The sequence below is a fragment of the Enterobacter quasimori genome, assembly GCF_018597345.1.
GTDB classification, from domain to species: Bacteria; Pseudomonadota; Gammaproteobacteria; order Enterobacterales; family Enterobacteriaceae; genus Enterobacter; species Enterobacter mori.
In genome coordinates, this window is sequence record NZ_JAHEVU010000003.1 from 534,301 (window position 1) to 558,252 (window position 23,952).

19 protein-coding genes are annotated in these 23,952 nt (G+C 56.5%); 16 read left to right on the top strand and 3 right to left on the bottom strand.

Annotated features, from left to right (window positions below; all coding sequences use genetic code 11):
• Positions 1–35: 35 nt before the first annotated feature.
• Entirely contained in the window at positions 36–878 is an 843-nt protein-coding gene (gene queF / locus KK102_RS14630) for an NADPH-dependent 7-cyano-7-deazaguanine reductase QueF (protein ID WP_126544904.1), read from the bottom strand.
• A 69-nt stretch (positions 879–947) separates the two neighbouring features.
• On the opposite strand from queF, the gene syd reads away from it, so the two are divergent.
• From syd to KK102_RS14670, 8 genes are all read left to right on the top strand, one after another.
• Positions 948–1,493: a SecY-interacting protein gene (gene syd, locus KK102_RS14635; protein ID WP_126544903.1), complete on the top strand. Its 546-nt coding sequence runs from the start codon at positions 948–950 to the stop codon at positions 1,491–1,493.
• A gap of 632 nt (positions 1,494–2,125) precedes the next feature.
• Positions 2,126–2,455, top strand: coding sequence for a YqcC family protein (locus tag KK102_RS14640; RefSeq protein WP_126544902.1), 330 nt, complete (start codon positions 2,126–2,128; stop codon positions 2,453–2,455).
• Complete coding sequence (gene truC, locus KK102_RS14645; RefSeq protein ID WP_126544901.1) at positions 2,452–3,237, top strand: tRNA pseudouridine(65) synthase TruC; 786 nt, start codon at positions 2,452–2,454, stop codon at positions 3,235–3,237. The genes KK102_RS14640 and truC overlap by 4 nt, the downstream gene beginning before the upstream one ends.
• Positions 3,238–3,252: 15 nt before the next feature.
• Positions 3,253–3,702: a flavodoxin gene (locus KK102_RS14650; RefSeq protein WP_126544900.1), complete on the top strand. Its 450-nt coding sequence runs from the start codon at positions 3,253–3,255 to the stop codon at positions 3,700–3,702.
• Positions 3,703–4,030: 328 nt separating this feature from the next.
• Positions 4,031–5,386 (top strand): galactarate/glucarate/glycerate transporter GudP, encoded by a 1,356-nt coding sequence (gene gudP / locus KK102_RS14655; protein ID WP_126544898.1) that lies wholly within the window; start codon positions 4,031–4,033, stop codon positions 5,384–5,386.
• Positions 5,386–6,726 carry an enolase C-terminal domain-like protein gene (locus KK102_RS14660; protein ID WP_126545025.1) on the top strand — a complete coding sequence of 447 codons (1,341 nt, stop codon included), beginning with the start codon at positions 5,386–5,388 and terminating at the stop codon, positions 6,724–6,726. The genes gudP and KK102_RS14660 overlap by 1 nt, the downstream gene beginning before the upstream one ends.
• Positions 6,727–6,741: 15 nt before the next feature.
• Positions 6,742–8,079, top strand: coding sequence for a glucarate dehydratase (gene gudD, locus KK102_RS14665; RefSeq protein ID WP_126544897.1), 1,338 nt, complete (start codon positions 6,742–6,744; stop codon positions 8,077–8,079).
• A 77-nt stretch (positions 8,080–8,156) separates the two neighbouring features.
• Entirely contained in the window at positions 8,157–9,296 is a 1,140-nt protein-coding gene (locus KK102_RS14670) for a glycerate kinase (protein ID WP_216357887.1), read from the top strand.
• An 83-nt stretch (positions 9,297–9,379) separates the two neighbouring features.
• Here KK102_RS14670 and barA read toward each other — a convergent pair whose 3' ends face one another.
• Positions 9,380–12,139: a two-component sensor histidine kinase BarA gene (gene barA, locus KK102_RS14675; RefSeq protein ID WP_216357888.1), complete on the bottom strand. Its 2,760-nt coding sequence runs from the start codon at positions 12,137–12,139 to the stop codon at positions 9,380–9,382.
• Positions 12,140–12,198: 59 nt separating this feature from the next.
• Here barA and rlmD point away from each other — a divergent pair, with 59 nt between their 5' ends.
• The 5 genes from rlmD to eno all read left to right on the top strand — a co-directional run bounded on the left by rlmD (position 12,199) and on the right by eno (position 19,880).
• Complete coding sequence (gene rlmD, locus KK102_RS14680; RefSeq protein WP_216357889.1) at positions 12,199–13,497, top strand: 23S rRNA (uracil(1939)-C(5))-methyltransferase RlmD; 1,299 nt, start codon at positions 12,199–12,201, stop codon at positions 13,495–13,497.
• A gap of 51 nt (positions 13,498–13,548) precedes the next feature.
• The gene (gene relA / locus KK102_RS14685; RefSeq protein WP_216357890.1) at positions 13,549–15,780 is read left to right on the top strand and encodes a GTP diphosphokinase; all 2,232 of its coding nucleotides are present in this window, start codon (positions 13,549–13,551) and stop codon (positions 15,778–15,780) included.
• A gap of 66 nt (positions 15,781–15,846) precedes the next feature.
• Entirely contained in the window at positions 15,847–16,638 is a 792-nt protein-coding gene (mazG, locus tag KK102_RS14690; RefSeq protein WP_126544892.1) for a nucleoside triphosphate pyrophosphohydrolase, read from the top strand.
• A gap of 223 nt (positions 16,639–16,861) precedes the next feature.
• Positions 16,862–18,499 (top strand): glutamine hydrolyzing CTP synthase, encoded by a 1,638-nt coding sequence (gene pyrG, locus KK102_RS14695; protein ID WP_126544891.1) that lies wholly within the window; start codon positions 16,862–16,864, stop codon positions 18,497–18,499.
• Positions 18,500–18,581: 82 nt separating this feature from the next.
• On the top strand, positions 18,582–19,880 hold the full coding sequence (gene eno, locus KK102_RS14700) for a phosphopyruvate hydratase (protein WP_024909267.1): 1,299 nt from the start codon (positions 18,582–18,584) through the stop codon (positions 19,878–19,880).
• Positions 19,881–19,932: 52 nt separating this feature from the next.
• On the opposite strand, the gene KK102_RS14705 is transcribed toward eno, so the two are convergent.
• Complete coding sequence (locus tag KK102_RS14705) at positions 19,933–20,757, bottom strand: MurR/RpiR family transcriptional regulator (RefSeq protein WP_216357891.1); 825 nt, start codon at positions 20,755–20,757, stop codon at positions 19,933–19,935.
• Between the two features lie 165 nt (positions 20,758–20,922).
• On the opposite strand from KK102_RS14705, the gene KK102_RS14710 reads away from it, so the two are divergent.
• From KK102_RS14710 to queE, 3 genes are read left to right on the top strand one after another with little or no spacing between them, the layout of a single operon-like run.
• Complete coding sequence (locus tag KK102_RS14710) at positions 20,923–22,482, top strand: PTS transporter subunit EIIC (RefSeq protein WP_216357892.1); 1,560 nt, start codon at positions 20,923–20,925, stop codon at positions 22,480–22,482.
• Positions 22,482–23,189 carry an N-acetylmannosamine-6-phosphate 2-epimerase gene (locus KK102_RS14715; RefSeq protein ID WP_126544888.1) on the top strand — a complete coding sequence of 236 codons (708 nt, stop codon included), beginning with the start codon at positions 22,482–22,484 and terminating at the stop codon, positions 23,187–23,189. Before KK102_RS14710 ends, KK102_RS14715 begins: the two co-directional genes overlap by 1 nt.
• A 54-nt stretch (positions 23,190–23,243) precedes the next feature.
• Positions 23,244–23,915: a 7-carboxy-7-deazaguanine synthase QueE gene (queE, locus tag KK102_RS14720; protein WP_023333236.1), complete on the top strand. Its 672-nt coding sequence runs from the start codon at positions 23,244–23,246 to the stop codon at positions 23,913–23,915.
• Positions 23,916–23,952 lie beyond the last annotated feature (37 nt).

A 23,952-nucleotide genomic window follows, 5' to 3' on the forward strand; every position in this document is an offset into this window, starting at 1 on the left:
CGGAAGATACCGCGCATATTGTGAAAATATTTATATTATTGACGCACCAGACGGCCCGTTGCAGGCACAAAATCGGTGTTGGTACGCCACGGGTTGATGTCCAGTCCACCACGGCGGGTGTAGCGCGCATAAACGCTCAGCTTTTCTGGCTGGCAGAAACGTATAATGTCGTTAAAGATGCGCTCCACACACTGCTCGTGGAATTCGTTGTGATGGCGGAACGACACCAGGTAGCGCAGCAATTTTTCACGGTCGATTTTTGGCCCGCGATACTGGATCTGCACCGAGCCCCAGTCAGGCTGGTGAGTGATCAGACAGTTGGACTTCAGCAGATGGCTCACCAGCGTCTCTTCAACCACCTTTCCGCTTGCCGCGTTTTCGAGGTAGTCGGTACTGAACTCATAGCTTTCAACGTCAATGTCCTGATCGTCAATGCAGGCACCGTTAAAGTGGGCGATAGGCTGCCCTTCCAGTTCATTCAGGCGATACAGCGATACGGCAACGTTTCCTTGCGCACAGGCGCGTAAATCCCGCTCCAGCGTAGCCTGGACCTCTTCCCAGCTGTTGAATGTTGTCTGGTTAAAACTGTTGAGATAAAGCTTGAAGCTTTTGGACTCGACAAGGTTAACGCTGGCGTAATCCAGCTCCACATGGCCTACGGCGACCTGCGGCAGCCCGCGCGCGTTAAGCCAGGAGAGTTCATACAGCGTCCAGATGTCGCCGCCGACAAACGGCAGCGCGTCCGCGTGTAATCCAAGCGGGTCGCGGTTCAGGCTGCGGGGCACGCCCTGCAGAAGGCTTGCATCGTAGGTGTCGCGGTAATCGGTCGATTTACCCAGCGTTAAGCCGGTTAACGCCTGATGATTTTCGTAAGACATGTTTCATAGCCACTTTACAGGTACACTTATGGCCTGAGTTTATCCTGTCTTACAAGAAGAGAGAAATCGGTGGATATCGAAACTGCAAATGCCCTGACGACCTTCACGACCCGCTACTGCGATGCATGGCATGAAAAGCGGGGGACGTGGCCGCAAAGTGCTGATTTATATGGCGTACCCTCGCCGTGCATTATCTCTTCGCTTGACGATTACGTGATCTGGCAGCCGAAGCCGAATTCCGGCGAGCAGAATGTAAATGCGGTTGAACGGGCTATGGACATTGTGGTACAACCAGCGGTTCACGCGTTTTATACCGCGCAGTTTGCAGGGGATATGCTTGCGCGCTTTGCCGATATTACGCTGACGCTGTTGCAGACCTGGAGCGAAGACGATCTGCAGCGTGTACAGGAAAACCTGATTGGTCACCTGGTCACGCAAAAGCGCCTTAAGCTTTCTCCGACGCTTTTTATTGCCACGCTGGACAGCGAACTGGACGTTATCTCCGTCTGCAACCTGTCAGGTGAAGTGGTTAAAGAGACGATCGGTACCCGCAATCGCGAGTCTCTCGCCCCCTCTCTTGCGGATTTCCTCACCCAACTTGAGCCACTTCTGTAATCCATGATGCTACGGCGCGTGTGAGAGATCTCTTACAAGGTTTGTGAGAGATCGCTGGATCATTCAGTATTACCTTATTTAATTAAGATTAATATTACGCTGTTTTTCAATGGATTACTTATTTACTGCATCGTTTTTAGGGATTTCTGACGTCTTACAGCACGCACGGGGTGGGTTGTAAGACGAAGCGGAATAGCGGATTCTATCTCCGTCGACAGGAAGCCGACACGAGAAACGAACATCAGGATGATGGCGTTTCTTACTCAGGACTCGTCAGGATGGCGCTGCAGGAAGGCTTCAGGAAGAAGCAAAGTGGATCGCGCAGGATGCGTAAAGGACACCTCCAGGAAGGAGAACGAGAGCCGGTCAGGATGGTCGGTGGGTCAGGATGGCCAGGACGTTTCAGGATGAAACAATCACGTCAGGATGATGTGAGCAGGATGCGAAAGGTAGACGGATGACCAGGCCTTCGGGCATCAGGAAAAGTTGTCACGGATGAGCAGGGAGCACGAATTGTAGCTGGAATGCTGCGGAACGAACCGGGAGCACTGTTTTTACAGTGCTCCCTTTTTTTATTTCTGCGTTCTGCAATGCTATGCTGCGCGCCGTTCAGTTTTTCAGTTGAGGTGACTATGACGCAACACGATAGCGTTCGTGCCCAGTTGCACGCCATCGAAGCCCTTTTGCGCCAACATCAGCTGTGGCAGGAAATTGCGCCGCAGCCGGAAGCATTCGCAAGTACCCAGCCATTCTGCCTTGATAAGCTGGCTCCCTTTGAGTGGCTGCAATGGGTATTAATTCCGCGCATGCACGCTCTGCTGGACGGTGGCCATCCGCTGCCGCAGGCATTTGCCGTCTCTCCCTATTATGAAATGGCGCTCGAAGCGACGCATCCTGCGCGCGACGTCATGCTGGTCGAACTGGAAAAACTGGATGCCCTGTTTGCCGGTGAAGATGCATGACGCTTGAGATCCTCTATCAGGACGAGTGGCTGGTGGCGGTGAATAAACCGTCAGGCTGGCTGGTGCACCGCAGCTGGCTGGATCGCGACGAGAAAGTGGTGGTGATGCAGACCGTTCGCGACCAGATTGGTCAGCATGTTTTTACCGCCCATCGTCTCGACAGGCCAACCTCCGGCGTACTGCTGATGGGGCTGTCCAGCGAGGCCGGGCGCCTGCTGGCGCAGCAGTTTGAACAGCACCAGATCCAGAAACGCTACCACGCGATCGTGCGCGGCTGGCTGACCGACTCCGCCACGCTTGATTATCCGCTGGTGGAGGAACTGGATAAAATCGCCGATAAATTTGCCCGCGATGACAAAGGCCCGCAGCCTGCGGTGACGGATTATCGCGGCATGGCGACGACGGAAATGCCGGTGGCGACCAGCAAGTTTCCGACCACGCGCTACAGCCTGGTTGAGCTTTTGCCCAAAACCGGGCGCAAGCACCAGCTTCGCCGCCATCTTGCACATCTGCGCCACCCGATTATCGGCGACAGCAAGCACGGCGATCTGCGCCAGAACCGCAGCGCGGCCGAGCACTTTGGCTGTAACCGGCTGATGCTGCACGCCAGCGAGCTAAGCCTGACGCACCCGTTCACCGGCGAACCGCTGACTATCCGCGCGGGGCTGGACGAGGTCTGGATGCAGGCGCTGTCACAGTTTGGCTGGCTGGGACAACTCCCCGAAAATGAAAGGGTTGAGTTTGTATCGGGCAACGTTCAGGATGAACAGCAAGCGCAATAATTAAGGGAGCAAAGCATGGCTGAAGTAGGCATTTTTGTCGGGACAATGTACGGCAACTCGCTGCTGGTAGCGGAAGAGGCTGAGGCAATACTCGCCGGCCAGGGCCATAAAGCCACGGTCTATGAAGACCCGGAGCTGGCAGACTGGGAAAAGTATCAAGATAAATACATTCTGGTGGTGACCTCCACCACCGGGCAGGGCGATCTGCCGGACAGCATCGTGCCGCTGTTCCAGGGCATTAAAGACCAGCTTGGCTATCAGCCGAACGTGCACTACGGCATCATTGCCCTGGGCGACAGCTCTTACGCCAACTTCTGCGGCGGCGGCAAGCAGTTCGATGCGCTCCTGCAGGAACAGAGCGCCCAGCGCGTCGGCGAGATGCTGCTGATTGACGCAGGCGAACACCCGGAGCCAGAAAGCGAATCAAACCCGTGGGTCGAGCACTGGGCAACGCTGCTTAACTAGTTTTGTCGTTTGTAGGCCGGGTCAGGCGAAGCCGCCACCCGGCAACAAAGCCGCACGAAAACCTAAATTCCGTGAACCATCTTCCACTGCTTTGGGCTTATGCCCCAAACCACGTCTCACTCTCCCTTCAATGTTGTGTCGATGCACGGTGAGGAAGAGCACCACTCCTTCATATACTTTTCCCGTCAGTTACCCAATAAGGCAGCGCTTCACCATAAAACGGCCTTCAGCCGTACCAAAACTGCCGAACACTTATCTCTCATTCTGATTACCCTACAGGTGCTGTACAGAATGAACCAGGCGAAAGCTATGTTTCAGGAGTGCAACAATGAGTACATTAAGCCACGCGGCGAGCGGCGCTGAGAAGCGCACTAACGCTCGCTACTGGATAGTGGTGATGCTGTTTATCGTCACGTCCTTTAACTACGGTGACCGCGCCACGCTGTCGATTGCCGGTTCTGAAATGGCGAAAGATATCGGGCTCGATCCCGTGGGTATGGGGTATGTTTTCTCCGCATTTTCATGGGCCTATGTCATCGGCCAAATTCCTGGCGGCTGGCTGCTCGACCGCTTTGGCTCTAAACGGGTCTATTTCTGGTCCATCTTTATCTGGTCGGCCTTTACCCTTCTGCAGGGCTTCGTCGATATCTTCAGCGGCTTCGGCATTATCGTGGCGCTCTTCACGCTGCGCTTCCTGGTGGGCTTAGCGGAAGCGCCATCCTTCCCCGGCAACAGCCGTATAGTGGCCGCCTGGTTCCCGGCACAGGAGAGGGGAACCGCGGTCGCGATTTTCAACTCCGCACAATACTTCGCCACGGTTATCTTCGCACCAATCATGGGCTGGCTGACGCATGAGGTGGGCTGGTCACACGTCTTCTTCTTCATGGGCGGGCTTGGGATCGTCATCAGCTTTATCTGGTTGAAGGTGATCCACGAACCCAATCAACACCCGGGGGTGAACAAGAAGGAGCTGGAGTATATTGCGGAAGGCGGCGCGCTGATCAACATGGATCAAAAATCCGCAAAGGCAAAAGTCCCGTTCAGCCAGAAATGGGCGCAGATCAAACAGCTCGTTGGCTCGCGCATGATGATCGGTATCTATCTGGGCCAGTATTGCATCAACGCCTTAACTTACTTCTTCATCACCTGGTTCCCGGTTTATCTGGTACAGGCGCGCGGTATGTCGATTCTGAAAGCGGGGTTTGTCGCCTCGGTCCCGGCCATCTGCGGCTTCGTGGGGGGAGTGCTCGGCGGGGTGATTTCCGACTGGCTGATGCGCCGCACGGGGTCACTGAACATCGCGCGTAAAACGCCGATTGTACTCGGGATGCTGCTCTCCATGACCATGGTGTTCTGTAACTACGTAAGCGCTGAGTGGATGATTATCGGCTTTATGGCGATGGCCTTCTTCGGCAAAGGCATTGGTGCGCTGGGCTGGGCGGTGATGGCGGATACCGCGCCAAAAGAGATCAGCGGCCTGAGCGGCGGTCTGTTCAACATGTTCGGCAATATTTCGGGGATTGTTACGCCAATCGCTATCGGCTACATCGTCGGTACCACCGGCTCCTTCAACGGTGCGCTGATTTACGTAGGGGTGCATGCGCTGGTGGCGGTGCTGAGTTACCTGGTGCTGGTCGGCGATATCAAACGCGTCGAACTTAAACCTGTAGGGGAGCGTGGATGATGACAACGCAATCAAGCCCTGTCGTCACTGAGATGAAGGTCATCCCGGTGGCCGGACAGGACAGCATGCTGCTCAATATTGGCGGCGCGCATAACGCCTGGTTTACCCGCAACATCGTGGTACTGACCGACAGCGCGGGGAATACCGGCGTTGGCGAAGCGCCGGGCGGAGAGGTGATTTACCAGACGCTGGTTGATGCTATTCCACAGGTGGAGGGTCAGGAAGTGGCCCGTCTGAACAAAGTGGTTCAGCGGGTGCATAAGGGTAACCAGTCCGCTGACTTTGATACCTTCGGGAAAGGTGCCTGGACGTTTGAACTGCGCGTCAACGCGGTTGCCGCGCTGGAAGCCGCTCTGCTCGATTTGCTCGGTAAGGCGCTGAATGTCCCGGTCTGCGAACTGCTGGGGCCAGGCAAACAGCGCGATGCGGTCACGGTGCTGGGCTACCTGTTCTACGTAGGTGACCGGAATAAAACCGATCTACCCTATCTGGAACGTTCGCCGGGCAGCCATGAGTGGTACCACCTCCGCCATCAGGAGGCGCTCTCCGGCGAGGCGGTAGTTCGCCTGGCGGAAGCCGCGCAGGACCGCTACGGCTTTAAGGATTTCAAACTGAAAGGCGGCGTGCTGCCCGGCGAGCAGGAAATTGAAACTGCCCGCGCGCTGAAAAAGCGTTTCCCCGATGCGCGGATCACCGTTGACCCGAACGGCGCATGGTTACTGGATGAAGCCATCTCCCTCTGTAAAGGTCTGGGCGATGTACTGACCTACGCAGAAGATCCTTGCGGTGCCGAACAGGGCTTCTCTGGTCGGGAAGTGATGGCCGAATTCCGCCGCGCTACCGGGCTGCCGGTCGCCACTAACATGATCGCGACCAACTGGCGCGAAATGGGGCACGCGGTGATGCTCAATTCGGTGGATATTCCGCTGGCTGACCCGCACTTCTGGACGCTGTCCGGCGCGGTGCGCGTGGCGCAGCTGTGCGACGACTGGGGGCTGACCTGGGGCTGTCACTCCAACAACCATTTCGACATTTCGCTGGCGATGTTTACCCACGTTGGCGCGGCGGCGCCCGGTAACCCGACCGCCATCGACACCCACTGGATTTGGCAGGAGGGGGAAGCCCGACTGACGAAAAATCCGCTGGAGATCAAAAACGGCAGCATTGCCGTAGCGGATGCGCCGGGGCTGGGCGTGGAGCTTGACTGGGATCAGATCCACAAAGCGCACGAGGCGTATAAGAGGTTACCAGGCGGCGCGCGTAACGACGCGGGCCCGATGCAGTACCTGATCCCCGGCTGGACATTTGACCGTAAGCGCCCTGTTTTTGGACGTCACTGATAAAAGGATTGAACCATGAGCACATTTTCTACCCCTGTAGTCACTTCCATGCAGATCGTTCCGGTTGCGGGCCATGACAGCATGCTGATGAATTTGAGCGGCGCGCATGCGCCGTTCTTTACCCGCAATATCGTGATTATCAAAGACAATTCCGGCCATACGGGCGTGGGCGAAATTCCGGGCGGGGAAAAGATACGCAAAACGCTGGAGGACGCCATTCCGCTGGTGGTGGGGAAAACCCTCGGCGAATATAAAAATGTTCTCAATAGCGTGCGCAGCACCTTTGCGGACCGCGATGCGGGCGGGCGCGGGCTGCAAACCTTCGACCTGCGTACGACCATCCACGTGGTCACCGGTATTGAGGCGGCAATGTTGGATCTGCTCGGTCAGCATCTTGGCGTGAACGTTGCGTCCCTGCTGGGCGACGGCCAGCAGCGCACCGAAGTGGAAATGCTGGGCTATCTGTTCTTTGTCGGCAACCGCAAGCTGACGCCGCTGCCGTACCAGAGCCAGCCGGATGAGCGCTGCGACTGGTACCGCGTTCGCCACGATGAAGCGATGACGCCTGACGCGGTGGTGCGTCTGGCCGAAGCCGCTTACGAAAAATATGGCTTCAACGACTTCAAACTGAAGGGCGGCGTACTGGCAGGGGAAGAAGAGGCGGAGGCCATTACCGCGCTGGCAAAGCGTTTCCCGCAGGCGCGCGTCACGCTGGATCCGAACGGCGCATGGTCGCTTGATGAAGCGATTAAAATTGGTAAGCAGCTTAAAGGCGTGCTGGCCTACGCGGAAGATCCGTGTGGGGCCGAGCAGGGCTTCTCCGGGCGCGAGGTGATGGCCGAGTTTCGCCGCGCCACCGGCTTGCCAACGGCAACCAATATGATCGCCACCGACTGGCGCCAGATGGGGCATACCTTATCCCTTCAGTCCGTCGATATTCCTCTGGCGGACCCGCATTTCTGGACGATGCAGGGTTCAGTTCGCGTGGCGCAGATGTGCCACGAGTTCGGCCTGACCTGGGGCTCGCACTCCAACAATCACTTTGACGTGTCGCTGGCAATGTTCACTCACGTTGCCGCTGCCGCGCCGGGCGCGATCACCGCCATTGATACTCACTGGATCTGGCAGGAGGGCAATCAGCGGCTTACTAAGCAGCCGTTTGAAATCAAAGGCGGCATGGTGCAGGTGCCAACCACGCCGGGTCTGGGCGTTGAGCTGGATATGGACCAGGTGATGAAAGCCCACGAACTGTACCTGAAACACGGTCTGGGCGCGCGCGACGATGCGATAGCCATGCAGTATTTGATCCCGGACTGGACATTCGACAATAAACGTCCGTGCATGGTACGATAAACGCATTGGGACCGCTCCCATGGGCGGTCGTTTACGTGGTGTATGCTTAACGTAATGACTATGCGTAAGGATGGCTTATGAAAATTGTTATCGCACCGGACTCGTATAAGGAAAGTTTGAGTGCCCTTGAGGTAGCGACAGCGATAGAACGCGGCTTCCGCGAGATTTTTCCCTCGGCTAACTACATAAAATTACCGGTTGCCGACGGGGGCGAAGGCACCGTTGAGGCGATGGTTGCGGCCACTCAGGGGCGAATCATTCATGTCCCGGTGACAGGTCCGCTGGGGGAGCCTGTCGAAGGGTTCTACGGGTTATCCGGTGACGATCAAAGCGCGTTTATTGAAATGGCGGCGGCGAGCGGTCTGGAGCTTGTGCCACCTTCGCAGCGCAACCCGCTGAAAACGACCTCGTGGGGAACCGGCGAGCTCATCCGTCACGCGCTGGACGCGGGCGTTAAGCATATCATTATCGGCATTGGCGGCAGTGCTACCAACGACGGCGGCGCGGGGATGGTCCAGGCGCTGGGCGCGAAATTGCTGGATGCCGCTCAGGAGCCTGTCGGACTCGGGGGCGGCGAACTTGCCACGCTGGCGCATATTGACCTTACCGGTCTCGATAAACGGCTGAAAGCGTGCCGGATTGAGGTTGCCTGCGATGTCACCAACCCGTTAACCGGGGAGGAGGGGGCCACTGCGGTGTTTGGCCCGCAGAAAGGGGCGACGCCAGAGATGATTGTCACCCTGGACAACGCGCTTGCCCATTATGCGCAGGTTATCGCCCGCGATCTGGATATCGACGTTCTGAACCTGTCCGGCGGCGGTGCGGCGGGCGGAATGGGGGCCGCGCTATACGCCTTTTGCGGCGCTCAGCTGCGTCAGGGGATTGAGATCGTCACCGATGCCTTGCATCTCGCGGATCAGGTCGCCGATGCTGACTTAGTGATCACCGGTGAAGGCCGCATCGACAGTCAGACAATCCACGGTAAAGTGCCCGTTGGAGTGGCGAAAGTCGCAAAACGCTTTAACAAACCGGTTATCGGGATTGCGGGCAGCCTGACGGCAGATGTCGGGGTGGTGCATGAGCACGGTATCGACGCCGTGTTTAGCGTGATTTACACCATCTGTTCACTGGAGGATGCGCTGGAAAATGCCAGCGAGAATGTCAGGATGGCCGCAAGAAATATCGCGGCGGCGCTGAAAGTGGGGCAGGGAATGTAGTCCTCCCTCTCCCTGTGGGTGAGGGCATCAGGCCGCATCCGCAATCGTAGGCCCGGTAAGCGTAGCGCCACCGGGCTTTTATATCAGCTCCCTAACACCTTCATCGCTTCCCGCGTCACGTTATCCATTTCATCCAGCAGCTCCAGAAACTCGGGTTCAAGCTCGGATTCTGGCGTACCGGCGCGTAACTGTTGCTCCAGCAACTGACAAAGGTTCTTCAACCGCGGCACCCCGCTATAGCCGCAGCTGCCGTGCAGCTTGTGGATGGCTTCCAGCAGTTCTTCAGGGTTTTCTCCCACCAGCTGTTCTTCCACTTTATTACGGATTTCCGGCAGGAAGGCGACCAGCATCTGCAGCATGTCGCGGGCTAAATCGGTTTTCCCAGCCGCCTGGCGCAGCGCCAGCGACCAGTCGAAGGTGGCATTCTGGTTGACGCTAATCTCCGCCGATTCTGCTGCAACCGTGTACGTCCCGCCAATATGCCCCGGTCTGTAGCGCACCAGCAGGCTATGCAGTTTCTCTTCGTCGATAGGCTTGGCCAGATAATCATTCATACCGGCACTCAGCAATTTTTCTTTCTGTCCGGCCATGGCGTGCGCGGTCACCGCAATAACCGGCGTTTGCTGCTGATGCGGGAGCTGGCGGATAAGCTCGCAGGCGCGAATGCCGTCCATACCCGGCATCTGAATATCCATCAGAATCAAATCGAACTGCATCTGTTTAGCCTGTTCCACCGCCTGCGCACCGCTGGTACAGAGTTCCACGTGCTGAACCTGATCCTCCAGCAGCACGCCAATCAGCTTCAGGTTTGCCGGGTTATCGTCCACCGCCATCACGCTCATCGGCAGCTTTTGCTCGTCGCTGACGAGCGGCAGCGCGTGCTGGCTCAGTCGACAGTATTCGGTGAGCGCTGGCAGCAGGCGTGTGGCCGTGAGCGGTTTGAGCAGGCAGGCGGCGGCCCCGTCGTTTTTCAGCTCTTCGGCGTTAATTTGTGCATGGCAAGGCAGGGCCAGCAGCAGGTAATCGGTCATTGATGCCGCTTTCGCCAGGCGCTCCTGCTGCATGGTCAGTTCACCCGTAAAGGTCACCGGGATCCCCATCAGCAGGATATCGTAGTGCTCAACGGCAAGCGCAGAGAAGGTCGGACTGTAGACAACCTCCAGCGGCGTGGTGCTTAACACGTCCAGCGTGCACTGTGCCGCTGCGGCATTTGGCTCAACGTAGGCCAGACGCATCCCTTTCAGGCAGTCGGTCGCTGGCCCATCGGTCATGACGTTCGGGTTGAGATCGAGATTGATATGGAACCAGAAGGTCGAACCCCGGTTAGGCTGGCTGTGGAAGGAGATATCGCCGCCCATCTCTTTTACCAGTTTTTGGGTGATCACCAGCCCCAGGCCGGTCCCCCCGTGGCGGCGGGAAATACTGGCGTCCGCCTGACGGAATGCCTGGAAAAGACGCGACTGATCGCGCTCCGGTATGCCGATACCGGTATCGCGGATCTGCACCTCAATCTGCACCTTGTTATTACTGAGCGCCCGCTTTTCGACAAGAATGTCGATATTGCCGCTCTCGGTAAACTTGATCGCGTTACCCACCAGATTGGTGATGACCTGCTGCAGACGCAGCGGGTCACCAATGACGTTATCCGGCACATCGTTTTTGATATTGAGCGTCAGCTCCAGCCCCTTATCGTGTGACGAATGCGCAAGCAGCGTCACCACCTCATCCAGCGTGCCGCGCAGCGGGAACGGAATACTCTCGAGGATCAGCTTGCCCGCCTCCAGCTTCGAGAAGTCCAGCACGTCGTTAATGATCGCCAGCAGGTTGTTGGCCGAACGTTCGATAGTATGCAGGTGGTCGCGCTGGGTGGGGTTAAGCTCGCTTTTCAGCGTCAGACGGGTAAAGCCGATCACGCCGTTCAGCGGGGTTCTCAGCTCGTGTGACATATTGGCAAGGAATTCTGATTTAATGCGCGCGGCTTCCTGGGCGCGTTTTTTTGCCAGATCCAGCTCGACGTTCTGGATCTCCATTTGCTCCAGCGTTTCGCGCAGGTCGGAGGTGGCCTGGTCAACGTTGTGCTGCATCTCTTCATGATACGCCGCCAGCGACATCGCCATTGAGTTGATGCCGTTTTTCAGCATATCCAGCTCGCCCAACATAAACCCTTCCACGCGGCTGTCGAGCTGGCCGCGACGGATACGGTCAACGGTGTTGACCATGTTTCGAATCGGCCCCGTCACATCACGCATCAGTCGCCAGCCGAAAATCAGCGCAATGCCGATACAGAAGAGCATCATCACGCCGGAGATAAATATTTCTTTGTACTGCTGCAGCCGGACTGACTTGAGATCCAACTCCAGCGCCACATATCCCAGCATGTTGTTGCTGGATTTGGCTTCAGACTGAGCGGATTCATCAGGAGAATAGCTCTCGGAGATGATTGGCGTGCGCAGGATCATAATATCCCCTCGCCGCAATACGGTGAGACGGCGCGGAAACGGCGTGCCGTCAGGAATTTTCAGGGACGTCGGGTCAAGGTGAAAATTCGAGGTAACAAACAGACGGTTGTTTTCATCATAAACGGAGATAGCCCGCACGATGTCCGAGTGACGACGATGCAGGACGCTAATTAACTGACCAATGGATTCCCGGTTTTGCAGGTTCATCCCGTACTCGCTGGAGACCGCCAGCGGTTCGATAATGCTGGCTCCGGCGTCTTCCAGCTGTCGCTGCAAATCGTTATAGCGATGCACCACAAAGAAGATACTCAGCAGCAAACCGATCAATACGGTAGGGGCGAGGATCAAAATCATCATGCGTGCACGCAGGCTGTAGTTGGTCATGGCGTTCCGTTATGGGACAATTAGGACAATTATGTTTATATGTGAGAAAAATCTCAGCGATGGCGCAATTCTACTCTGCAAAGCGACGCGTGACGACGCGTCAGATCATAACTGTTGAAGCCACGGACCTCGATCCTTTTGGTCAGGGGGTGGCGCGGCACAACGGTAAGACACTGTTTATAACAGGTTTGCTGCCATCAGAACGAGCAGAAATTACGCTGACGGAAGATAAACGCCAGTACGCGCGCGGCCAGGTAAAGCGCCGACTGAGCGATAGCCCGGAACGCGAAGTGCCTCGCTGCCCCCATTTTGGCGTCTGCGGGGGCTGCCAGCAACAGCATGCCAGCGTAGTTTTACAGCAAAAAAGTAAAAGCAGCGCGCTGGCGCGTCAGCTTAAGCACGAGGTTAACGAGATTATCGCCGGGCAGCCCTGGGGCTACCGTCGGCGCGCGCGCCTGAGCCTGAGTTATCAGCCAAAAACCGAGCGGCTGGAGATGGGATTTCGTAAAGCCAGCGCCAGCGATATCGTGGATATAAAGCAGTGCCCTGTTTTGGTGCCCCAACTTGAGGCGTTGCTCCCTGATGTGCACCAGTGTCTGTCCGGGCTCGAAGGTGTACGCAATCTCGGGCACGTGGAACTGGTTCTGGCTAACAACGGCCCGCTGATGGTGCTGCGCCATACTGCGCCGCTGTCCGAAAAAGATCGCGAAAAACTGGAACGCTTTTCGCATTCCCACAAGCTTGCGCTTTTCCTGGCACCACAAAGCGAGATACTTGAGCAGGTTACGGGAGAGGCTCCATGGTATGCGTCAAACGGGCTACGCTTAACGTTCAGCCCGCGGGATTTCATCCAGGTCAATGACGGCGTGAATCAGCAGATGATTGAAAAAGCGCTGGACTGGCTCGATATCCAGCCGACCGACCGGGTGCTCGATCTCTTCTGCGGTATGGGGAATTTCACGCTGCCCCTGGCGCAGAAAGCGGCAAACGTGGTGGGTGTGGAAGGCGTTGAGGCGCTGGTCGCCAAAGGACAGGAAAACGCCCTACAGAATGGCTTGCAAAATGTGACATTTTTTCATCAAAACCTTGAGGAAGATGTGACTCAACAGCCGTGGGCAAAACAGGGCTTTGATAAAATTTTGCTCGACCCGGCACGTGCCGGTGCTCCGGGCGTAATGGCACATATTATTAAACTCGCGCCGAAGCGTGTGGTCTATGTTTCCTGTAACCCGGCGACGCTTGCCCGGGACAGCGAGGCATTAATCAGTGCGGGTTACCAGATTCAGCGTCTGGCAATGCTGGACATGTTCCCGCACACTGGACATCTGGAATCGATGGCGTTGTTTGAGCACATCTAATTTGTTTGGCTTGTCGACTTCGACAGGCCCTGGTCCCTAAAGGAGAGGACGATGGTTGCGGTAAGAAGTGCACATCTTAATAAAGCTGGTGAGTTTGACCCTCAAAAATGGATCGCAAGTCTGGGGATTTCCAGCCAGCAGTCGTGTGAACGCTTAACCGAAACCTGGGCCTATTGTCTGCGCACCACGGAGGGACATCCTGACGCCGAGCTGCTGTTGTGGCGCGGCATCGAAATGGTCGAAATTCTCTCCATGCTAAACATGGATATCGAAACGCTGCAGGCCGCGCTTCTGTTCCCGCTCGCCGATGCTGACGTGGTCAGCGAAGACGTGCTGCGTGACAGCGTCGGAACCTCGGTCGTCGCGCTGATCCACGGCGTGCGCGATATGGCGGCCATCCGCCAGCTTAAAGCTGCCCATACCGATTCCGTCTCCTCAGAACAGGTTGATAACGTCCGGCGAATGCTGCTGGCCATGGTGGATGACTTCCGCTGCGTGGTCATCAAGCTTGCCGAACGTATTGCGCACCTGCGCGAAGTGAAGGATGCGCCGGAAGACGAGCGCGTCCTTGCCGCCAAGGAATGTACAAATATCTATGCGCCGCTGGCGAACCGCTTAGGTATCGGTCAGCTGAAATGGGAGCTGGAAGATTACTGCTTCCGCTATCTTCACCCGGCGGAATACAAGCGCATTGCCAAACTTCTGCATGAACGCCGTATCGATCGTGAACACTACATCGATGAGTTTGTCAGCGGGCTGCGTCAGTCAATGAAAGAAGAGAACGTGCGCGCCGAAGTCTACGGTCGACCTAAGCACATCTACAGCATCTGGCGCAAAATGCAGAAGAAACACCTCGCCTTTGACGAGCTGTTTGACGTGCGCGCCGTGCGTATTGTGGCCGAGCGTCTGCAGGACTGTTACGCCGCGCTGGGGATAGTACATACTCACTTCCGCCACCTGCCAGACGAGTTCGACGACTATGTGGCGAACCCGAAACCGAACGGCTACCAGTCTATTCATACCGTGGTGCTTGGCCCCGGCGGCAAAACGGTTGAGATCCAGATCCGCACCAAACAGATGCACGAAGACGCCGAGCTGGGCGTGGCCGCGCACTGGAAATACAAAGAGGGTACGTCCGGCGGCGCGCGTTCTGGCCACGAAGACCGCATCGCCTGGCTGCGTAAGCTGATTGCGTGGCAGGAAGAGATGGCTGATTCCGGCGAAATGCTCGATGAAGTGCGCAGCCAGGTCTTTGATGACCGGGTCTACGTCTTTACCCCGAAAGGAGATGTGGTTGACCTGCCGGCAGGATCCACGCCGCTCGACTTCGCCTACCACATCCACAGCGATGTGGGGCACCGCTGCATTGGGGCGAAAATCGGCGGACGAATCGTGCCGTTCACCTACCAGCTGCAGATGGGTGACCAGATTGAGATCATCACCCAGAAGCAGCCCAACCCGAGCCGCGACTGGCTGAACCCGAACCTGGGCTATGTCACCACCAGCCGCGGGCGCTCCAAGATCCACGCCTGGTTCCGCAAGCAGGATCGCGATAAAAACATCCTTGCCGGTCGCCAGATCCTGGATGACGAGCTGGAGCATGTCGGGATCAGCCTGAAAGAGGCGGAGAAATTCCTGCTGCCACGCTACAACTTCAACGAGCTTGACGAACTGCTAGCGGCCATTGGCGGCGGAGATATCCGTCTGAATCAGATGGTGAATTTCCTGCAGGCGCAGTTCAACAAGCCAAGTGCGGCGGAGCAGGATGCGGCAGCGCTGAAGCAGCTGCAGCAGAAAACCCATGTACCGCAGCAGCGCAGCAAAGATAACGGCCGCGTTGTCGTGGAAGGCGTGGGCAATCTGATGCACCACATTGCCCGCTGCTGCCAGCCTATTCCGGGCGACGATATCGTCGGCTTTATCACCCAGGGACGCGGGATTTCTATTCACCGTTCCGACTGCGACCAGCTTGCCGAGCTGCAGTCGCATGCGCCGGAGCGCATCGTGGAGGCGGTCTGGGGGGAGAGCTATTCCGCCGGCTACTCGCTGGTGGTGCGCGTCACTGCCAACGACCGCAGCGGCCTGCTGCGCGACATCACGACCATTCTCGCCAATGAGAAGGTCAACGTGCTGGGCGTCGCCAGCCGCAGCGATACCCGCGAGCAGCTTGCCACCATCGATATGACCATCGAAATCTACAACCTGCAGGTGCTGGGCCGCGTGCTCGGCAAGCTGAACCAGGTGCCGGATGTGATTGACGCGCGTCGTCTGCACGGCGGCTAAACATCCTCTTACGTAGGCCGGGTAAGGCAACGCCGCCACCCGGCATTTTTTCATCAGGACAGTACTATGACTCAAATCGACCGCCTGCTCGGCATCATGAAACGCCTGCGCGACCCGGAAAACGGCTGCCCGTGGGACAAAGAGCAGACTTTCGCCACCATCGCCCCGTACACCCTTGAAGAGACCTACGAGGTGCTGGACGCCATTTCACGCGAGGATTTTGACGACCTGCGCGGCGAGCTGGGCGATCTGCTGTTCCAGGTCGTGTTTTACGCCCAGATGGCGCAGGAAGAAGGGCGCTTTAACTTTGACGATATTTGCGCTGCCATCAGCGACAAGCTTGAGCGCCGCCATCCCCATATTTTCGGTGACGCTACCGCAGGGAACAGCGCCGAGGTGCTGGCCCGCTGGGAGCAGATCAAAAGCGCCGAGCGGGCGGAAAAATCCCAGCACTCGGCGCTGGATGACATTCCGCTGAGCCTGCCCGCGCTGATGCGCGCGCATAAAATCCAGAAACGCTGCTCTGCCGTGGGGTTTGACTGGGACTCCCTGGGCCCGGTGCTGGATAAAGTGCACGAAGAGATTGACGAAGTGATGCACGAAGCGCAGCAGGCGGTGGTGGATGAAGCGAAGCTGGAAGAGGAGGTGGGCGACCTGCTTTTCGCTACCGTCAACCTTTCGCGCCATTTAGGTGTAAAAGCGGAAACCGCCCTGCAAAAAGCCAACATTAAGTTCGAACGACGCTTTCGCGAAGTTGAGCGGATTGTGGCCTCGCGCGGCCTGGAAATGACCGGAATCGACCTCGAAGCCATGGAAGAAGTCTGGCAGGAAGTAAAGCGCCAGGAATCTGATCTCTAACGAAATTTTGCGATCAAGCGCAATTTGTGTGATTTTTTAAATGACAAGCGCTTGATTTGCGTCAAAAACATTTACCCAAAAGGGGCTATTTTCTCACTCCTTATGTTTGTCATGGCCTGGTATGGAGACGGAGAATGAAAGTTTGTGGCGCTCGCCGTGTTCGGGTATACTACTTTCCCGTCCTGGTTATTCCATCGTTTCACCCTAACTTCTCAGGTTCAGCATGACAACGAACTATATTTTTGTGACCGGCGGGGTCGTATCCTCTCTGGGTAAAGGCATTGCCGCAGCCTCCCTCGCAGCCATTCTTGAAGCCCGTGGCCTCAATGTGACCATGATGAAACTGGATCCGTACATCAACGTCGATCCTGGCACCATGAGCCCAACCCAACACGGGGAAGTGTTCGTTACTGAAGACGGCGCTGAAACCGATCTGGATCTTGGCCACTACGAACGTTTCATCCGTACCAAAATGACCCGTCGTAACAACTTTACGACTGGCCGTATCTACTCTGACGTTCTGCGTAAAGAGCGCCGTGGTGACTACCTGGGCGCGACCGTGCAGGTCATCCCGCACATCACTAACGCCATCAAAGAACGTGTCCTTGCCGGTGGCGAAGGGCATGACGTTGTGCTGGTTGAAATCGGCGGTACCGTAGGGGATATCGAATCCCTGCCGTTCCTCGAAGCGATTCGTCAGCTGGCGGTAGATATTGGTCGTGAGCACGCGCTGTTCATGCACCTGACGCTGGTGCCTTACATGGCGGCAGCAGGTGAAGTGAAAACCAAACCGACTCAGCACTCTGTTAAAGAGCTGCTCTCCATCGGTATTCAGCCTGACATCCTGGTTTGCCGTTCCGATCGCGCGATTCCGGCGAACGAACGCGCGAAAATTGCATTGTTCTGTAACGTGCCTGAAAAAGCCGTTATTTCAATGAAAGATGTCGATTCCATTTATAAAATCCCGGGCCTGTTGAAATCACAGGGTCTGGACGATTATATTTGTAAACGATTCAGCTTGAACTGTCCGGAAGCTAACCTGTCTGAATGGGAGCAGGTGATTTACGAAGAAGCCAATCCGGGCGGCGAAGTGACTATCGGTATGGTCGGCAAGTACATCGAACTGCCGGATGCCTATAAGTCAGTTATCGAAGCGCTGAAACACGGTGGTCTGAAGAATCGCGTCTCTGTGAACATCAAGCTGATTGACTCGCAGGATGTTGAAACGCGCGGCGTTGAAATTCTTAAAGATCTGGATGCTATCCTCATCCCTGGCGGCTTCGGCTACCGTGGTGTTGAAGGCAAGATCGCCACTGCACGCTATGCGCGTGAAAACAATATTCCATACCTCGGTATCTGCCTGGGTATGCAGGTTGCGCTGATTGAATTTGCGCGCAACGTAGCGGGAATGGAAAACGCGAACTCTACGGAATTTGTGCCAGACTGTAAGTACCCTGTTGTGGCGCTGATTACGGAATGGCGCGACGAAGACGGTAACGTCGAAGTCCGTACCGAGAAGAGCGATCTGGGTGGCACCATGCGTCTTGGCGCACAGGCCTGCCAGCTGTCCGACGATAGCGTGGTACGCAAGCTGTACGGCGAGCCGGTCATCACCGAGCGCCATCGTCACCGCTATGAAGTCAACAACATGTTGTTGAAACAAATTGAAGCTGCGGGTCTGCGTGTTGCGGGCCGTTCCGGGGATGATCAGTTAGTCGAGATCATCGAAGTGCCTAACCATCCGTGGTTCGTGGCCTGCCAATTCCACCCGGAATTTACTTCAACGCCGCGTGACGGGCATCCGCTGTTTGCAGGCTTTGTGAAGGCCGCCAGCGACTACCAGAAGCGTCAGGCGAAGTAAAAAAAGTTAGAACGGCAACGCGTACCTTGGGTACGCGTTGTTTGTCTGGAGTTTTAGTTTAACTTGTACTGAGGAAAATCTAATGTCCAAAATCGTTAAAGTCATCGGTCGTGAAATCATCGACTCCCGTGGTAACCCGACCGTTGAAGCCGAAGTTCACCTGGAAGGTGGTTTCGTTGGTATGGCTGCTGCTCCATCAGGTGCTTCTACCGGTTCCCGCGAAGCGCTGGAACTGCGCGATGGCGACAAATCTCGCTTCCTGGGTAAAGGCGTACTGAAAGCGGTTGGCGCTGTAAACGGTCCTATTGCTCAGGCAATCATTGGCAAAGACGCCAAAGACCAGGCTGGCATCGACAAGATCATGATCGATCTGGACGGTACTGAAAACAAATCTAACTTTGGTGCGAACGCAATCCTGGCAGTTTCCCTGGCGAACGCCAAAGCGGCTGCGGCTGCTAAAGGTATGCCACTGTTCGAGCACATCGCTGAACTGAACGGCACCCCAGGCAAATACTCCATGCCTGTACCAATGATGAACATCATCAACGGTGGTGAGCACGCAGACAACAACGTTGATATTCAGGAATTCATGATTCAGCCAGTTGGCGCGAAATCCCTGAAAGAAGCGGTACGTATGGGTTCTGAAGTGTTCCACAACCTGGCTAAAGTTCTGAAAGCCAAAGGTATGAACACGGCTGTGGGTGACGAAGGTGGCTATGCGCCAAACCTGGGTTCTAACGCAGAAGCTCTGGCTGTAATCGCTGAAGCAGTTAAAGCAGCAGGCTACGAGCTGGGCAAAGACATCACCCTGGCGATGGACTGTGCAGCATCTGAATTCTACAAAGACGGTAAATACGTTCTGGCTGGCGAAGGCAACAAAGCGTTCACCTCCGAAGAGTTCACTCACTTCCTGGAAGACCTGACCAAACAGTACCCAATCGTGTCTATCGAAGACGGTCTGGACGAGTCTGACTGGGCTGGCTTCGCATACCAGACCAAAGTACTGGGCGACAAAATCCAGCTGGTGGGTGACGATCTGTTCGTAACCAACACCAAGATCCTGAAAGAAGGCATCGAGAAAGGCATCGTTAACTCCATCCTGATCAAATTCAACCAGATCGGTTCTCTGACCGAAACGCTGGCTGCGATCAAAATGGCGAAAGACGCTGGCTACACCGCTGTTATCTCTCACCGTTCTGGCGAAACTGAAGACGCGACCATTGCCGACCTGGCTGTGGGTACCGCTGCAGGCCAGATCAAAACCGGTTCTATGAGCCGTTCTGACCGTGTTGCTAAATACAACCAGCTGATTCGTATCGAAGAAGCGCTGGGCGAAAAAGCACCATACAACGGTCGTAAAGAGATCAAAGGCCAGGCATAAGCCTGAACTTTCATTCTTATGAAAAAACCCGCTTCGGCGGGTTTTTTATTTTCTATAGCAGAAGCGGCAACGTGGCGCTTGCCGTTTGCTGGCTGACGTCACCGTAATGGCTGTCTAATGCAATAAGGGACGTGGTTAGCAGTTCAACCAGCAGCATCACGCCAACCTTGGCATTGAGCGCCCCCGCGCTCAGCGGTCCCTCAGGCTTGGCTGCAACCAGCTGTAAATCGCTCAGGGAGGCCAGCGGGCTGCGGGGCGTATTGCTGAGGGCCAGAACCTTAACGCCGCGCTTGCGGGCAAGCTTCACCACGTGAAGCAAATCCCGCGTTGAACCCGAACTGGAGATGGCCACAACCAGCGTCTCTTTCGAAAGCGTTGTCGCATTCATGGCCGCGCGGTGCATATCGCTAAACAGCTGTGCGGGTTTGCCCAGCCGCAGCAGCTTGTAATGCAGATACTCCCCGAGGATCGCGCTGGCCGCAACGCCATAAATCTGCACGGATTGCGCCTGGTGCAGCGCCAGCGCCGCCTTTTCAAGCAGCGCGCGGTCGAGGAGCCTGGCGGTATCCTGCAAAGCCTGTACCGACTCCTCCACGACGTTATCAATCTCATCTCCCGCCTGACGCGCGGGCTGGCCCTGCTGAATATCCAGCGCAAGCGCCATTTTGAATTCGTTATAGCCCTTGCAGCCCAGCGTCCGGCAAAGGCGCGTGACGCTGGCCTCGCTGGTGTGGCTCTCGCGCGCCAGCTCGGTGATCGTCAGGTAGAGCACCCGGGCAGGATCGCTGAGGACAAACTCGCCGAGTTTTTGTTGCGTTGGGCTGTATCCGGAAGCCTCCTGGCGGAGCTTCAGCAGCAGATTTTCATGGTCCGACATGCCACGTCCTTAATGTGTTTCGCTGCGACTAGTGTGGCGGAAAGGAGGGGAAAGATGCCAGTCATTTTGAAAAAGTATGATCGGCTTCCTGGTTTTTGATGATAATTTTCACTACATAATATTTATATGGTAAAAATTTTCATCGTTAAGTGGGGAGATGAAAAAATGATGCAAATGTTCAGTGGCGCTTCTTCGGGGGGATGGTTTGAAAAAGCGCAGCGCTTTGGGAAATCCTTTATGTTGCCTATCGCCGTGTTGCCGGCGGCGGGTCTGCTGTTGGGGATAGGCGGCGCGTTATCGAATCCCAATACGCTGGCGGCTTATCCGTTTTTAGATGTGGGCTGGCTGCAGGCCATTTTCACCATCATGAGCAGCGCCGGTTCAATTGTATTTGCGAACCTCTCGGTGCTGTTTGCGGTTGGTGTTGCCGTCGGGCTGGCGAAAAGCGATAAGGGCACGGCTGGGCTGGCGGCGCTACTTGCGTTTCTGGTGATGAATGCCACCATCAACGCGCTGCTGATCCTCACCGGCAAACTGGCGCACGAGAATCCGGGCGCCGTGGGGCAGGGCATGACGCTGGGGATCCAGACGCTGGAAACCGGCGTGTTTGGCGGCGTGGTGATTGGTCTGGTGACCTGCGCGCTCCATCATCGGTTTAATAAAATTGCGCTTCCGCAGTTCCTCGGGTTCTTTGGCGGCTCGCGCTTTGTTCCCATCATCAGCTCGCTGGCGGCGATACTCGTCGGCGCGCTCATGACCGTGGTTTGGCCACATTTCCAGAAACTGATTTTTGGTCTCGGCGGGCTGGTCGATGCCACCGGTTATCTGGGCACCCTGCTGTACGGCTTCATTTTACGCATGCTGGGCCCGTTTGGTTTGCACCACATCTTCTATCTGCCGTTCTGGACCACCGCGCTCGGCGGCAGTGAAATCGTCAACGGACACCTCGTGGAAGGCACGCAGCGGATCTTCTTCGCCCAGCTGGCCGACCCTGGTACGCGGCAGTTTTACGAAGGCACGTCACGCTTCATGTCCGGGCGCTTTATTACGATGATGTTTGGCCTGCTCGGCGCGTGTCTGGCGATGTACCACACGGCAAAACCGGAGAACAAAAAGCGCGTTGCCGGGCTGCTGCTCTCTGCGGCGTTAACCTCATTCCTGACCGGGATTACCGAGCCTATCGAGTTCTCATTCCTGTTTATTGCGCCGGTCCTTTACGTCATTCATGCGCTGTTTGACGGGCTGGCGTTCATGCTTGCACACATGCTGCATATCACCATCGGACAAACCTTCTCCGGCGGTTTTATCGACTTCGTGCTGTTCGGCATTTTGCAGGGGGAGGCCAAAACCAACTGGATGTTCGTTCCGCTGGTCGGCGTGCCGTGGTTCTTCCTTTACTACTTCACCTTCCGCTACCTGATTAACCGCTTTGAATTTGCCACGCCGGGTCGGGAAAAGGAGGCGATGGCTGACGAAGTCAGTCTGCCGCAAAACGAACGCGCTGCTGCGGTGATCGCCGGATTAGGCGGAAAAGACAATCTGGAAGAGGTGGACTGCTGCGCCACCCGGCTTCGCGTCACGGTGAAGGACGGCAGCAAAGTGAATGACGCGGCGCTGAAGGCCACCGGCGCGCGCGGCGTTATCGTGCGCGGCAACGGCGTTCAGGTCATCTATGGCCCGCACGTCACGATTATCAAAAACGAAGTGGAAGAGATCTTATCGTAATGAAAACTGTACTGGATACCCTGAAGGGAAAACTGGTCGTCTCCTGTCAGGCGCTTGAGAATGAGCCGCTGCATAGCCCGTTTATTATGTCGCGGATGGCGCTGGCGGCGGCGCAGGGCGGGGCCGCTGCCATTCGCGCCAACAGCGTGGTAGATATCGAGGCCATTAAGCAGCAGGTCTCTTTGCCTGTTATCGGCATCATCAAACGGGATTACCCGGAAAGCGAGGTGTTTATCACCGCCACGATGAAAGAGGTGGATGAGCTCATGAGCGTCTCGCCGGAAATCATTGCGCTTGATGCGACGGCGCGGGAGCGTCCCGGTGGGGAATCCCTGGAAACGCTGGTCTCGCGCATCCGCTCACGCTATCCCGCGGTGCTGCTGATGGCGGATATCGCCTCCGTGGACGAAGCCGTGACGGCGCAGGCGCTGGGCTTTGACTGCGTCGGCACCACGCTTTACGGCTATACGGCGGAAACCGAGGGTCATACATTGCCTGACAACGACTGCGCGTTCCTGAAAGCGGTGCTGGCCGCCGTGGCGGTTCCCGTGGTTGCCGAAGGCAACGTGGATACGCCTGAACGCGCGGCCAGATGCCTGGCGCTGGGCGCGCATACGGTCGTCGTCGGCGGCGCGATCACCCGTCCACAGCAAATTACCGAGCGTTTTATGGCGGCGATTGGCGCGCAAAGCACCGATGGAGCATGACCATCCGGCGGGGATCTGCGATACTTATTGTTTATCCCCTTTACTGAGATGACTATGCAGTACCCGATTAACGAGATGTTCCAGACCCTGCAAGGCGAGGGTTACTTTACCGGCGTTCCCGCTATTTTCATTCGTTTACAGGGATGCCCGGTTGGCTGTGCCTGGTGTGATACCAAACATACGTGGGATAAGCTCGCAGATCGGGAAGTGTCGCTGTTTAGCATTCTGGCGAAAACCAAAGAGAGCGATAAGTGGGGCGCGGGCAGTTCCGAAGATCTGCTGGCCATTATTGGTCGTCAGGGCTGGACGGCGCGCCACGTAGTGATCACCGGCGGCGAACCCTGCATCCACGATCTGACGCCGCTGACCGAGCTGCTCGAAAAGAACGGCTACAGCTGCCAGATTGAAACCAGCGGAACCCATGAAGTGCGCTGTTCACACACCACCTGGGTGACGGTCTCGCCAAAGGTGAATATGCGCGGCGGGTATGACGTGCTGTCTCAGGCGCTGGAACGCGCGGATGAGATCAAGCACCCGGTAGGGCGCGTGCGTGATATCGAAGCGCTGGATGAACTGCTGGCCACGCTGACGGATGAAAAGCAGCGCGTCATTGCGCTACAGCCGATCAGCCAGAAAGACGACGCGACGCGCCTGTGCATTGAAACCTGTATTGCGCGCAACTGGCGCCTGTCGATGCAGACGCACAAGTATCTGAATATTGCATAAAAAAAGCCCGGTGGCGCGAGCGCTTACCGGGCCCAGG

Excerpts from the sequence above, each read along its gene's own strand:
- queE (WP_023333236.1), top strand. The coding sequence starts at position 23,244 with ATGCAGTACCCGATTAACGAGATGTTCCAGACCCTGCAAGGCGAGGGT.
- KK102_RS14640 (WP_126544902.1), top strand. The coding sequence starts at position 2,126 with ATGACGCAACACGATAGCGTTCGTGCCCAGTTGCACGCCATCGAAGCC.
- relA (WP_216357890.1), top strand. The coding sequence starts at position 13,549 with ATGGTTGCGGTAAGAAGTGCACATCTTAATAAAGCTGGTGAGTTTGAC.
- KK102_RS14710 (WP_216357892.1), top strand. The coding sequence starts at position 20,923 with ATGATGCAAATGTTCAGTGGCGCTTCTTCGGGGGGATGGTTTGAAAAA.
- mazG (WP_126544892.1), top strand. The coding sequence starts at position 15,847 with ATGACTCAAATCGACCGCCTGCTCGGCATCATGAAACGCCTGCGCGAC.
- KK102_RS14660 (WP_126545025.1), top strand. The coding sequence starts at position 5,386 with ATGACAACGCAATCAAGCCCTGTCGTCACTGAGATGAAGGTCATCCCG.
- KK102_RS14670 (WP_216357887.1), top strand. The coding sequence starts at position 8,157 with ATGAAAATTGTTATCGCACCGGACTCGTATAAGGAAAGTTTGAGTGCC.
- KK102_RS14715 (WP_126544888.1), top strand. The coding sequence starts at position 22,482 with ATGAAAACTGTACTGGATACCCTGAAGGGAAAACTGGTCGTCTCCTGT.
- gudP (WP_126544898.1), top strand. The coding sequence starts at position 4,031 with ATGAGTACATTAAGCCACGCGGCGAGCGGCGCTGAGAAGCGCACTAAC.
- queF (WP_126544904.1), bottom strand. The coding sequence starts at position 878 with ATGTCTTACGAAAATCATCAGGCGTTAACCGGCTTAACGCTGGGTAAA.
- truC (WP_126544901.1), top strand. The coding sequence starts at position 2,452 with ATGACGCTTGAGATCCTCTATCAGGACGAGTGGCTGGTGGCGGTGAAT.
- pyrG (WP_126544891.1), top strand. The coding sequence starts at position 16,862 with ATGACAACGAACTATATTTTTGTGACCGGCGGGGTCGTATCCTCTCTG.
- KK102_RS14705 (WP_216357891.1), bottom strand. The coding sequence starts at position 20,757 with ATGTCGGACCATGAAAATCTGCTGCTGAAGCTCCGCCAGGAGGCTTCC.
- eno (WP_024909267.1), top strand. The coding sequence starts at position 18,582 with ATGTCCAAAATCGTTAAAGTCATCGGTCGTGAAATCATCGACTCCCGT.
- barA (WP_216357888.1), bottom strand. The coding sequence starts at position 12,139 with ATGACCAACTACAGCCTGCGTGCACGCATGATGATTTTGATCCTCGCC.
- KK102_RS14650 (WP_126544900.1), top strand. The coding sequence starts at position 3,253 with ATGGCTGAAGTAGGCATTTTTGTCGGGACAATGTACGGCAACTCGCTG.
- rlmD (WP_216357889.1), top strand. The coding sequence starts at position 12,199 with ATGGCGCAATTCTACTCTGCAAAGCGACGCGTGACGACGCGTCAGATC.
- gudD (WP_126544897.1), top strand. The coding sequence starts at position 6,742 with ATGAGCACATTTTCTACCCCTGTAGTCACTTCCATGCAGATCGTTCCG.